At 42.9% G+C, this 11,980-nt stretch carries 12 protein-coding genes, 1 tRNA gene and 1 rRNA gene; 2 read left to right on the top strand and 12 right to left on the bottom strand.

Annotated features, from left to right (window positions below; genetic code table 11):
- Positions 1–265: IS3 family transposase (locus tag H580_RS0114355; RefSeq protein ID WP_028595395.1), on the top strand; the 265-nt coding region annotated here is incomplete at its 5' end.
- Positions 266–368: 103 nt separating this feature from the next.
- Here H580_RS0114355 and H580_RS0114360 read toward each other — a convergent pair.
- The 11 genes from H580_RS0114360 to guaB all read right to left on the bottom strand — a co-directional run bounded on the left by H580_RS0114360 (position 369) and on the right by guaB (position 10,789).
- Positions 369–1,196 carry a YitT family protein gene (locus tag H580_RS0114360; protein WP_425414132.1) on the bottom strand — a complete coding sequence of 276 codons (828 nt, stop codon included), beginning with the start codon at positions 1,194–1,196 and terminating at the stop codon, positions 369–371.
- A 245-nt stretch (positions 1,197–1,441) separates the two neighbouring features.
- Positions 1,442–1,600 (bottom strand): small acid-soluble spore protein P, encoded by a 159-nt coding sequence (locus H580_RS0114365; RefSeq protein WP_028595397.1) that lies wholly within the window; start codon positions 1,598–1,600, stop codon positions 1,442–1,444.
- 19 nt (positions 1,601–1,619) lie between these two features.
- Positions 1,620–1,787: a hypothetical protein gene (locus H580_RS26415; RefSeq protein ID WP_169449371.1), complete on the bottom strand. Its 168-nt coding sequence runs from the start codon at positions 1,785–1,787 to the stop codon at positions 1,620–1,622.
- 20 nt (positions 1,788–1,807) lie between these two features.
- The gene (locus H580_RS24340) at positions 1,808–2,188 is read right to left on the bottom strand and encodes a hypothetical protein (protein ID WP_051217474.1); all 381 of its coding nucleotides are present in this window, start codon (positions 2,186–2,188) and stop codon (positions 1,808–1,810) included.
- Positions 2,189–2,348: 160 nt separating this feature from the next.
- Positions 2,349–3,899: a glucose-specific PTS transporter subunit IIBC gene (gene ptsG / locus H580_RS0114380; RefSeq protein WP_028595398.1), complete on the bottom strand. Its 1,551-nt coding sequence runs from the start codon at positions 3,897–3,899 to the stop codon at positions 2,349–2,351.
- A gap of 230 nt (positions 3,900–4,129) precedes the next feature.
- Positions 4,130–4,218: transfer RNA gene (locus tag H580_RS0114385), tRNA-Ser, on the bottom strand.
- A gap of 90 nt (positions 4,219–4,308) precedes the next feature.
- Positions 4,309–5,586, bottom strand: coding sequence for a serine--tRNA ligase (gene serS, locus H580_RS0114390; RefSeq protein ID WP_028595399.1), 1,278 nt, complete (start codon positions 5,584–5,586; stop codon positions 4,309–4,311).
- Between the two features lie 449 nt (positions 5,587–6,035).
- Positions 6,036–6,635: a pyridoxal 5'-phosphate synthase glutaminase subunit PdxT gene (gene pdxT / locus H580_RS0114400; protein WP_028595400.1), complete on the bottom strand. Its 600-nt coding sequence runs from the start codon at positions 6,633–6,635 to the stop codon at positions 6,036–6,038.
- A gap of 52 nt (positions 6,636–6,687) precedes the next feature.
- A complete protein-coding gene (pdxS, locus tag H580_RS0114405) occupies positions 6,688–7,578 on the bottom strand; it encodes a pyridoxal 5'-phosphate synthase lyase subunit PdxS (RefSeq protein ID WP_036605302.1) in 891 nt (296 codons plus the stop codon).
- 157 nt (positions 7,579–7,735) lie between these two features.
- Positions 7,736–9,154, bottom strand: a complete 1,419-nt coding sequence (locus H580_RS0114410) for a D-alanyl-D-alanine carboxypeptidase family protein (RefSeq protein ID WP_028595402.1) — start codon at positions 9,152–9,154, stop codon at positions 7,736–7,738.
- A gap of 171 nt (positions 9,155–9,325) precedes the next feature.
- The gene (gene guaB / locus H580_RS0114415; protein ID WP_028595403.1) at positions 9,326–10,789 is read right to left on the bottom strand and encodes an IMP dehydrogenase; all 1,464 of its coding nucleotides are present in this window, start codon (positions 10,787–10,789) and stop codon (positions 9,326–9,328) included.
- Positions 10,790–11,062: 273 nt separating this feature from the next.
- Between guaB and H580_RS0114420 the strand changes: the two genes are divergently transcribed.
- Positions 11,063–11,476, top strand: a complete 414-nt coding sequence (locus H580_RS0114420; protein ID WP_028595404.1) for a hypothetical protein — start codon at positions 11,063–11,065, stop codon at positions 11,474–11,476.
- A gap of 212 nt (positions 11,477–11,688) precedes the next feature.
- On the opposite strand, the gene rrf is transcribed toward H580_RS0114420, so the two are convergent.
- A 5S ribosomal RNA gene (gene rrf, locus H580_RS0114425) occupies positions 11,689–11,805 on the bottom strand.
- Positions 11,806–11,980: the final 175 nt, after the last annotated feature.

An 11,980-nucleotide genomic window follows, 5' to 3' on the forward strand; every position in this document is an offset into this window, starting at 1 on the left:
CACGAATCCTAACATACAAAAGCAGATCGCTGAGTTAGGGTTTCAGCAGTCTATGTCGCGTAAGGCTAATTGTTGGGACAATGCTTCCATGGAAAGCTTCTTTGGTCATTTGAAAGATGAGTTGGACTATAAGCAATGTACAAATTTAGAAGAATTGCGAATTTGTGTAGATGAGTACATCACATTTTATAACTCACATCGATATCAGTGGACATTAAATAAGATGACTCCTGATGAATTCAGGAGCCATCTTGTTGCTGCTTAAATCGAAAGGACCTTTTTTATATACTGTCCACTAATAGGGTTACAGTTCACATCTGAACAACGAAGATACCTCTTTATCTCACTCAACTCTAATGGATAGAATTTTAATGAATATCCTTCTTCTTAAACCTTCCGCCTTTAACATCATGGATATTCCCAATAGCAAGGAATGCTTGCTCATCCAACTCTTCGACGATGGTCTTCAGCTTCGACTCTTCCAGACGTGTAATGACCGTGAAGATAACCTTCTTGTCATCCCCTGAGAAACCGCCTTCTCCATTTAGGTAAGTAACACCACGCCCAAGACGAAACTGTAATGCATCCCCGATTTCCTTGTAGTTGTCGCTAATGATCCATACTGACTTGGAATCATTAAGGCCTTCAATGGTAATATCAATCATTTTAAAGGCAATGTAATAAGCAAGCAGTGAGTACATCGCTTCTTGCCAGCCAAACACAAATCCTGCTAGAACCATAATGAATAAATTAAAAATCATAACTGTTTCGCCAACCGAGAACGGCGAGCGCTTATCAAATAAAATAGCTACGATTTCGGTTCCATCCAGCGATCCACCGAAACGAATGACGAGACCCACACCGATTCCGAGAATCATACCTCCATATACAACAGCCAAGAAACTGTTCGTTACGAATGGTTCTACATTGTGTAAAAGGACCGTACTTACAGACATCACAGAAATACCAAGAAGTGTGGATAAGGCAAACGTCTTACCAATCTGCTTATAACCGATTATGAGGAACGGAAGATTGAGCAAGAATAAGTACACTCCCAAGGGGATTCCCGTCAAATAAGACAAAATGATAGAAATACCTGCGATCCCGCCATCTGTCATTTGATTCGGCACAAGGAACAGCTCTAGACTGACCGCCATAAGAATAGCTCCTAATGTAACGAAAAAGACGCGCTGCATAATTTTCCCTATACTCGTTTTCGAATGCTGGTGCATCGTCTTAGGCTTCGGCATTGAAGAACCTGCCGCTTTCTTATTTTTAACTTTATTGTCGGACAAAAGGCCACCCCTTTTCATCTATATGCATTTTATTATAGCGGATTACCGAGGGAGGCGCATCGAGTTGACACAAATATGAAATAAAAACAGCCCCCTGCTTATCCATTTCTCGGATAAATGGCAGTGGAGCTGCTGAATTTTTCTATCTAACCTTCTGGATTATTATGAGACACATGGTTTTTGCTTTTTACCTTTTTAGAGCCAGACAACGGCTCTTGTAAAGCACCATGATCACCACCTGAATGATGCTGCTTCTGTCTAGACTGTGCTTCTGGCACAGGCACTGCTTTTGATTTACCAGCCATTGTATTAGCTCCCTCCTCTCTAACGCGAATCTGATGTGGGGCTGTCATGATTCAATTCATCTTGATGACGTCTGTCGTCATGATCTTGCTGCAATTGTTGAGCATGATGACTGTTAACAGCCACTTCTTCCAACCTACTCACAACATTAGATAAATTTTTATCTACATGATTCTTAGCTTGGGTCATGATTACTCCTCCTGATTCCATTAATGTACGTGATAATCACCATCATTTGTGGAACGCGTATGAGTGATGTTTTGCAATGTCTGGGCACATTCATGAATTTGACGCACATAGTTCTGTGCGAGCTCCTGAATGACTGGTGTATGTTCACCTACATTTTGTCCATCACGCTCTACATCAATTAACTGTACCCGGACTTCACGCGGATCCAAGTAGGAACACGCAAAGTCGAATGAATACTGTTGTCTTCCCGCTGTATCAATATGAATGCGTAGGCCACTCGGATCTGCCTCATCAGCATTTACCGTAGCCTTATCCGACGGGTTTAACGTCGTAGGCAGCGTTTGCTGCCAAGCTTGTACCAGAACGTCCTGTTGAACAGGAATAGCTCCTTCTCTACTCATGAACCAACACCTCCACTGAGTTCAATTACATTGTGTGGATGAACAAGCCTTTTTATACAAAGTACTTCTTTATAGCTAAGAAGGAGGTGTATTTAGGCAGCATACATGATCGACCAATCGATTTGTACGGCTCATCACTCGACATTTTATCCTTTGCCTTTTATCCTTTATTTTTGTCCTCCAGTTCCATATCCTCCGCTTTAATAATTTCATGAATTTGATGCTTGATCGTTTCTGAGCGCGTTCCGAAAATAGCTTGCACATTATTGCCCACTTCAAGTACTCCTGAGGCACCCAGTTCTTTTAAACGATCCTTGTTCACGTCTCCTTTATCCTTTACTTGTACACGCAGCCTCGTAATACATGCATCTAATGAAGCAATGTTATCTTTTCCGCCTAAAGCATGCAGAATGTTCCCCGGCAGCTCATCTGTACTTGTCTTTCCTGCTCCAGATGTGGATTCTGCCTTCGCTTCCTCCCGACCCGGTGTTCGCAAATTAAACTTGCGGATCGCCACACGGAACACAATGTAGTAAATGACCGCCAACGCTAAGCCCACAGGAATAACGAGCCAATATGGCGTTCGATTCTGTAATACACCAAATAGCAAGTAGTCGATTACACCGCCGGAGAATGTCATCCCTATTTTTACATTTAACAGATGCATGACTAAGAACGACAAGCCGGCAAATAGAACATGAACAGCAAACAATAAGGGGGCAATAAATAGAAAGGAAAACTCTAAAGGTTCCGTTATACCCGTTAAAAAGGACGTCAGCGCCGCTGAACCCATTAATCCTGCTACAAGCTTCTTATTTTCAGGTCTAGCCTCGTGGTACATGGCAAGTGCCGCTGCAGGCAGCCCAAACATCATAAATGGGAATTTACCTGTCATAAATGTACCCGCCGTTAGCTCCACACCATCCTTCAACTGAGCGAAGAAAATTTTCTGGTCCCCTCTTACCAACTCTCCAGCGCTATTTACATATTGACCAAATTCAAACCAAAACGGTGAATAGAAAATATGATGCAGCCCAAAAGGAATAAGCGCCCTTTCACATATACCAAAAATAAATGCGGCTACAGCCAAATTCGAATCTAACAAAGAGTGAGAAAATGTATTCAAACCTGCTTGAATCGGCGGCCAAATAAAGGTCAGTAATATACCTACCAACAAGGAACTTACCGCCGTAATAATGGGCACAAACCGTTTACCTGCAAAAAATCCTAAGTAGGAAGGCAGCTCTATATTGTAGAACCTTTTATACAAAGATGCGGCCAGAATACCGATGATGATACCGCCGAAAACACCCGTTTGAAGTGTAGGTACGCCTTGCAATATGGCATAAGAAAAATCACTCTTTACCAACTCGGGTGTCACATTCATGATAACCTTCATGGTCACATTCATTACAAAATATCCGATAATGGCAGCAAGTCCTGCCACACCATCTCCGCCTGCAAGCCCGATTGCTACCCCAACGGCGAATAATAGTGATAGATTATCGAATACAATTCCACCCGATTGCTCCATTACACTAGACACCGTCGTCCAGAATGGTCCAGCAAGCGCTGGCATGCGAGCGATAAGATCCGGATTACTGAGCGCATTACCTATACCGAGCAAAATCCCTGCCGCAGGTAGGATAGCAACAGGCAGCATGAGTGCCTTACCTACTTTTTGCAGCACTCCAAATATTGATTTGAACACAGCCAATCATCCCCTGTCATTAACATCATCCCTATCAAAAGCACGTGGAAAGTTTAGATTTTGTAGTTAATGTTTGTATCAGACAGGCAATCTATACGTCGCATGGTATTTCGTTTCAATTGAAGTGTTCTCAAGATGGAGCATGCATGGAAGATCATTATGTAGTCGAAGAAAATGCAAAAACAGCCTATCGAGCTATTGCTCAACAGGCTGTATCATTAGTAAAGTTATGGCGGAGAAGGTGGGATTCGAACCCACGTGAGCTTGCACTCTAACGGTTTTCAAGACCGCCCCGTTATGACCGCTTCGGTACCTCTCCGTATATGATTGGCCGACTTATCACCGGACAATCATTATTATAGCACATCACATTAAAAATATGCAAGTCATTGAAAACTAAAATAAACGATTATTTTTTAATCACTTCAGCACCGCGCATATAAGGGCGCAATACTTCAGGAACGACAATGGAGCCATCCTCTTGCTGATAGTTCTCCATAATCGCAGCAACCGTTCGACCAATCGCCAAGCCAGAACCATTTAACGTATGCACAAACTCTGGCTTAGACTTCGTGTCACGACGGAAGCGAATATTCGCACGACGCGCTTGGAAGTCTTCGAAGTTAGAGCAAGACGAAATTTCACGGTAGCTATTGCTGCTTGGAAGCCACACTTCAAGATCGTACGTCTTAGCAGAACTGAAGCCGATATCACCTGAGCAAAGGCTCATTACGCGATATGGAAGCTTCAATAGCTGTAATATACGCTCTGCGTGCTGTGTTAGTGCTTCTAGCTCTGCGTATGAATCTTCAGGCCTTACCATCTTCACAAGCTCCACCTTGTTGAACTGGTGCTGACGAATGAGACCACGTGTATCGCGACCTGCGGAACCTGCCTCTGAACGGAAGCAAGAACTGTAAGCCGTATAGTTCCTCGGCAGAACATCGTTATTCAAAATTTCCTCACGATGATAGTTCGTTACAGGTACTTCAGCTGTTGGAATCAAATAATACTCGGTGCCTTCAATTTTGAATAGATCCTCTTCAAACTTAGGAAGCTGACCAGTACCATACAAGCTGTCACGGTTAACGATCATTGGAGGAAGCAATTCCTCATAACCATGATCCACTGCATGAACATCCAGCATAAAGCTGATTAACGCACGCTCTAAGCGAGCGCCTGCATTTTTATAGAACACAAAGCGTGATCCTGTTACCTTCGAGGCAGCTTCAAAATCCAACATCCCTAGCTCAGATGCCAAATCCCAATGCTCTCTTGGTTCAAATGTAAATATTGTCGGCTCCATCCAACGGCGAAGCTCTACATTTTCATCTTCCGACAATCCAACAGGGACAGAATCATGAGGGACATTCGGGATAGCAAGCAACAACTCATCCATCTGCTGCTCTACTTCACGAATTTGCTCATCCAACACTTTGATTCGATCGCCAACTTCTCTCATCTCAGCGATGACATCATCAGCAGGCTGGCCAGCCTTCTTAAGCTTCGCCACTTCCTGAGATACGACGTTACGACGATTTTTCAACTGCTCTGTCTCTTGGAGCATCTCACGACGCTTTGCATCTAATTCAGGGAATGCCGCAATCAACTCTGGCGAAGCCCCACGGTTCTTCAACGCTTGCTCCACGCTTTCGAACTCGGTACGTAATCGTTTAATATCTAACACGGGTAATCCCTCCTACAGGTATAAAAAGCACATATGCGCAAATATCTCTATTTTAAAATGTAAATATATTGAACTACTCTGGATTGCATTCCAGCTAAGCTGCACTGGACCCGACACATTCATTCACATCATAATTAGCAGTGCAGGTGAATTGTGCTAGTTCATTATAGCACTTGTCCGTCAATCAAGGAAATATTCTAGGTCAATTCATCAAGTCCAATTTACAAGAAATAAATGACATTACTACAATTTAGTCTTTCTCCTATTTCATTTGAATAAAGGAGGCTGAGGAGGCAATAGAACAGCTCAAAATGAAACAATATTTTGAAAAAAATAAGAGCAAAAACAAGAAAAGCACCTTAATCACATTCCGAAATGGAATCATGATCAAGATGCCTTTCTAAAAACATATCGTTTCGATCTACAAGCTATGCAACGAAATTCATTCGTTAACGATTAGCGTTCAACTGCAACGATTGTACTACCATTTGAACAAAATAATGATGCATACTTGAGTCTTCAGTCAATTCCGGATGGAATGAGCACACAAGTAAATGCCCCTGTCTAGCAGCAACCATTTCCCCATTGGCTTCACAAATCACATCAACGTGCTCGCCAACCGCTTCTATGAGAGGAGCACGTATAAATACCGCTCTTACAGGACTTTCAATGCCTTTTACCTGCAAATCCGTTTCAAAGCTTTCACGTTGGCGACCAAAGGCATTACGTCTTACTCGAATATCCATTAGCGCAAGATGTGGCTCTTCTGTGCCATGATTGCTTTCGATATGCTGAGCTAACACGATTAGTCCCGCACACGTACCGAAAATCGGCTTCTGCTGTGCAGAAAATTGACGGATCGCTTCAACAAAATTGTAGCGACGCATCAGCTTACCGATCGTTGTACTTTCCCCACCTGGAATAACTAAGCCGTCCAGATCATCCAACTCATGCGGCCATTTAATTGCCACAGCCTCTGCACCAGCAGACTCAATGCTCCGAATATGCTCAGCTACTGCCCCTTGCAGGGCGAGTACTCCGATTTTTATCTGTTTCATAGGTACAACCTTCTTTCCGCGAAATGCCTATGGAAGTGGTCGATTACCAGCCACGATCCTGCATACGCTCAGCAGGAGACAGCTTGGAAATTTCGATACCTTTCATTGGTGCACCTAAGTTCTTGGATACATTAGCAATCAACTCATAATCCGTATAGTGCGTCGTAGCTTCTACGATAGCACGCGCGAATTTCTCAGGGCTGTCTGATTTGAAAATACCAGAGCCTACAAATACACCGTCTGCGCCTAGGTGCATCATCAAAGCTGCGTCAGCTGGTGTAGCTACACCGCCTGCTGCGAAGTTAACAACCGGAAGCTTGCCTGCTTCACTAACAGCTTTCAATAGCTCATAAGATACGCCCAAATTTTTCGCCTCTGCATACAACTCGTCCTTGGACAAGTTCTGTACTTTGCGAATTTGGCTGTTAATAAGACGCATATGACGAACAGCTTCTACAATGTTACCTGTTCCAGGCTCACCTTTCGTACGAAGCATAGCCGCTCCTTCACTGATACGACGCAAAGCTTCTCCTAAATCTTTTGCACCGCACACGAAAGGCACTGTAAATTCATGTTTATCAATATGGAATACTTCATCTGCTGGCGTCAACACTTCAGACTCATCCAAGTAGTCCACACCAAGCGATTCCAATACTTTAGCTTCAACATAGTGTCCGATACGGGCTTTAGCCATAACCGGGATGGAGACAACTTTCATGACTTCCTCGATAATTGTCGGGTCCGCCATACGGGCAACGCCGCCTGCTGCACGAATATCCGAAGGTACGCGCTCTAATGCCATTACAGCAACTGCACCAGCCGCTTCAGCTATTTTTGCTTGCTCAGCATTCATGACGTCCATAATGACGCCACCTTTTTGCATTTCAGCCATACCACGTTTTACTCGAAATGTTCCTGTCTCAACGTTTGCCATGTCTCCTGCAACCCCCAATATTATAAGCATCTTTGCGTTATACGCGATTTACACATTTTACCCACTAATTGTAACGTATGACGTTTACATAGGCAACCGCTTTTGTCGGAATTAGGGCGGCCGTTTATAGCAAAATGTGTATCTATTTTAATTCAATTTAGAACAAGCTGCCAATAGAATTAAATAGATCAACAAAGAAATTTTTAATACCGCGGAAGAATAAACGCCACCAGCTACCTTTTTCTACTTCTTCCGATGCAATCAAGTTAACCGTTTGCTGCTCTTCTCCTGCTGTACCTTTGTACGTATACGTCACCGTACCAATCTTCTGGCCTTGCTTAATAGGCGCTTCAAGCTGATCTTCCGGAGTTAGCTTTACCTCTTGCTTCAAGTTCTTCGCATCGAACTTAGCACCCTTGTCCACGACAAAGGCAACCTCTTGCTCCGTTACGATTGGAACTTCTGTTTCTACGCCGCTCTTAATGGGTGCTGTCTCTGTACCCGCAACTACTTGCTTAGGGCCAATAACTTGCTTGAGCTCAATATGTTTAAAGCCATGATCCAACAATTTCTTCGTTTCTGTAAATCGTGCTGCTTTAGTAGGTGCCCCCATAACTACTGTAATAAGACGCATACCGTCGCGCTCAGCTGTTCCGGCGAACGTATACTTTGCTGCATCCGTAAACCCAGTTTTCATTCCATCTAAGCCTTCATAAGCGAATTGACGGAAATTTGTTACATTTTTATTCGCTTCGAGCATCCAGTTCAAATTAATAATTGGAGTCGCATCTCGATCACGGAACTTATGCTGTTGAATCGTTGTATATTTACTAAACTCGGGATGATCAACTACGATTGCTCGAACAAGCTTAGCGACGTCACGCGCAGACATTACTGTCTCTTCATCACTAGCAGGTTGATATTTCTTAGGCATATCAGCCTTACCTAGACCTGTTGAGTTGATAAAGTGTGTATCTTCCATACCAAGACGCTTTGCCGTCTCATTCATTAATTTAACGAACTGTTTTTCACTTTGAGAAATGTGCTCTGCCAAAGCGACCGTTGCATCATTCGCAGATCCGATCGCCATTGCAATATACAATTCTTCAACTGTATGCATATCCCCTTTAGCTAGAAATATACGGGACCCTTCTGTTAATGATGCATGCTCGCTCGTAGTTACAACCGTATCCCATGCCAGCTCACCAGCTTTAATCTTTTCCATGACAATATACTCTGTCATCATCTTTGTCATACTAGCCGGCGGAAGCGCAGTATCTGCTTCATATTCTGCGTAAACTTGTCCTGTACTTGCTTCCACGATAATTGCAGAAGAAACATCGAGATTCAGCTTAGTCTTCAAAGAAGCACCCATATTTTTGGCTGCTTCTGTCGATTTCGCACTACTTGTAGCTGAGTTCGTTGAAGCTTTAACCTCTTTTTGTGCAACTTGCTCAGCTGCCACCATCCCTACAGATGGCAGCATGGTATAAGATAATATGTGCAAAGCTGTTGCCAACGCAACAGCGCGTTTCCAGCGTGGACGTTTTGTACTTGTTTGGTTTATATTAGACACTTTATTAACTCCTTCCCAGATTGAACCTATTCCTATTCTATCACAGCCGATAGCACGAAAAAAGACAGGGTAAACATACCCTGTCTTCCAATAATTCGTATAAAACAAATCCTAAACATTTATAAACATAAGCATCCTAGCTGCTTATTCAAATGCCATATTAAATGCTTATTAGTAGGAATAGTTAGGAGCTTCCTTCGTAATTTGAACATCATGCGGATGACTCTCACGCAATCCTGCACCTGTAATACGAACAAAGTGTGTATCATTTTGCAACTGCTCCAAGCTCTCCGTACCGCAGTAGCCCATACCAGCTTTCAAGCCACCAATTAATTGGTGAATTGTATCTGCCAATGGACCTTTGTAAGCAACGCGGCCCTCGATTCCTTCTGGAACGAGTTTCTTCTCATTGCTGCTGTCTTGGAAGTAACGATCCTTGGAACCTTTTTTCATTGCACCAAGGGAACCCATGCCACGATAAACTTTGTAGCTGCGTCCTTGGTAAATCTCAGACTCACCTGGGCTCTCTTCTGTACCAGCAAGCAAGCTGCCCAACATAACTGCGCTGCCGCCAGCAGCAAGTGCTTTGGTAATATCACCAGAGTATTTAATACCACCATCAGCGATGACTGGAATTCCATATTCACGAGCAACTGTCGCACAATCATAAATTGCTGTAATTTGAGGAACACCGATACCCGCAATAACACGAGTCGTACAAATCGAACCAGGTCCGATTCCCACTTTAACAACAGATGCACCAGCTTCAATTAGGTCACGAGTACCATCACCCGTAGCTACATTACCAGCAATAATCGTCAGCTCTGGATAGCGTGCACGAAGATTGCGAACTGCGTCTAAAATATTTATGTGGTGACCATGAGCAGAATCGACAACGATAGCGTCAACGCCAGCTTGTACTAATGCTTCAGCACGATCAAATGTATCGCCAGAGATACCAACTGCTGCTCCTACAAGCAAGCGTCCTTGTGCATCTTTAGCTGCGTTAGGATATTGAATTGCCTTTTCAATATCTTTAATTGTGATAAGACCTTTAAGCGTATTATCTTCATCTACCAATGGAAGCTTTTCAATTTTATGCTCTTGCAGCATAACTTGAGCCTGGTCCAACGTTGTTCCTACTGGCGCCGTTACCAAATTTTCTTTTGTCATTACATCTTTAATAGCTATGCTGAAGTCAGCAACAAAACGCATATCACGGTTCGTAATGATACCGACAAGCTTGTGATTCTCATCAACAATCGGCACACCGGAAATACGGAATTTGCCCATTAGCTTGTCCGCATCCGCAACAGAATGCTCAGGAGATAAGGAGAATGGATTTGTAATAACACCGCTCTCTGAGCGCTTTACACGATCCACCTCTTCAGCTTGCTGTTCAACCGGCATATTCTTATGAATAATACCCATACCACCCTCACGTGCGATAGCGATAGCAAGCGGAGCTTCCGTTACTGTATCCATACCCGCACTAATTAAGGGAATATTAAGTTTAACATTGTTACTCAAACGAGTAGCAACGCTTGTCTCTTTAGGTAGCACACTTGATTTACGTGGAACTAGCAATACATCGTCAAACGTTAAACCTTCTTTTACAAATTTAGACTCCCACACAGAAGAAGTCCCTCCCTTTTCCTAATCTTTTTTCTCTTAAATGTTGTCTTTTCAGCGAAAACAAAGGTTTTATTTTGTCTATAGGCTCTTAGATATTATGCCCATATTAGCAGAGGCTCTATAGCGTGTCAAGAAACAAAGCACCCCAGCAATAATAAACAAAATGGTTCTCCCAAATTGTGTTATGATCAGTATTAATTACTTAAAAGTGAGTCCATCAGAGTGAGGTTTACGTATTACTGCATATAGCGATATATAAGGAGGATTCTATTCATGAAAAAGAGGTTCTTATGTGTGGCGCTGGGTGTACTTCTACTTAGTGGCTGCGGCCTGGTAGATCAAACCATACAAGAAGGTAAACAAGCAATCGAAGAAGGTACCAAAGTTATTCAAGATGGTGCACAATCTATTCAAAGTGTGGCCAACATTACAGCAGAGATAGATCGCATATATACAACGGCTACCGAACAAACCTTTAATGAAATGATTGAACCACTACGACAGGAATATCAAAACCTAACTTCAGCAATTAGCTGGGAACAGCTTGGAATCAACTTTAATACTTCCATACAAGATGCTATTAATAGTGCCAATTTAGATACATTCAAACAAGCAGTTGAAAGCGAAGCATACCAACAATTCACCCAATCTGTCGATAGTGTAGTAAAAAATATTACTGGCCAATAGTAAACAAGCCATTGATCGTATTAGATCAATGGCTTGTTTATTTTCCGCCTATCTAGCCTAACTCTCACCACTATAATGACCCTTAACCCTATACAATGATTATTAAAATTCAACCATCCTAAATTGTATTGATCAGGATATAGAAAATATATAAATAATATACATTAAACAAAAACAAAGCCCACCGATGGAATCATCAGTGGGCTTTGTTTGCTTGGCAACGTCCTACTCTCCCAGGACCCTGCGGTCCAAGTACCATCGGCGCTGGAGGACTTAACGTTCGTGTTCGGGATGGGTACGCGTGGAACCCCTCCGCCATCGTCACCAAACATGATTTTTGCGATGTATATCTCCCTGTATTCCTACAGCAAAATATCACACCATCTAAATCGCTTCAGGACATATCCTACCATCAGGTAGGTTCCCTAACAAGGTTATACCTTGAAAACTGACCGCAAAGTATTTAAAACGCTTCTTCATATTCATTAGGATAAGCCCTCGACC

This window comes from Paenibacillus assamensis DSM 18201 (assembly GCF_000422445.1).
Lineage (GTDB): Bacteria > Bacillota > Bacilli > Paenibacillales > Paenibacillaceae > Paenibacillus_B > Paenibacillus_B assamensis.

Excerpts from the sequence above, each read along its gene's own strand:
- H580_RS0114360 (WP_425414132.1), bottom strand. The coding sequence starts at position 1,196 with ATGCAGCGCGTCTTTTTCGTTACATTAGGAGCTATTCTTATGGCGGTC.
- H580_RS0114420 (WP_028595404.1), top strand. The coding sequence starts at position 11,063 with ATGAAAAAGAGGTTCTTATGTGTGGCGCTGGGTGTACTTCTACTTAGT.
- H580_RS0114365 (WP_028595397.1), bottom strand. The coding sequence starts at position 1,600 with ATGGCTGGTAAATCAAAAGCAGTGCCTGTGCCAGAAGCACAGTCTAGA.
- H580_RS24340 (WP_051217474.1), bottom strand. The coding sequence starts at position 2,188 with ATGAGTAGAGAAGGAGCTATTCCTGTTCAACAGGACGTTCTGGTACAA.
- H580_RS26415 (WP_169449371.1), bottom strand. The coding sequence starts at position 1,787 with ATGACCCAAGCTAAGAATCATGTAGATAAAAATTTATCTAATGTTGTG.
- pdxS (WP_036605302.1), bottom strand. The coding sequence starts at position 7,578 with ATGGCAAACGTTGAGACAGGAACATTTCGAGTAAAACGTGGTATGGCT.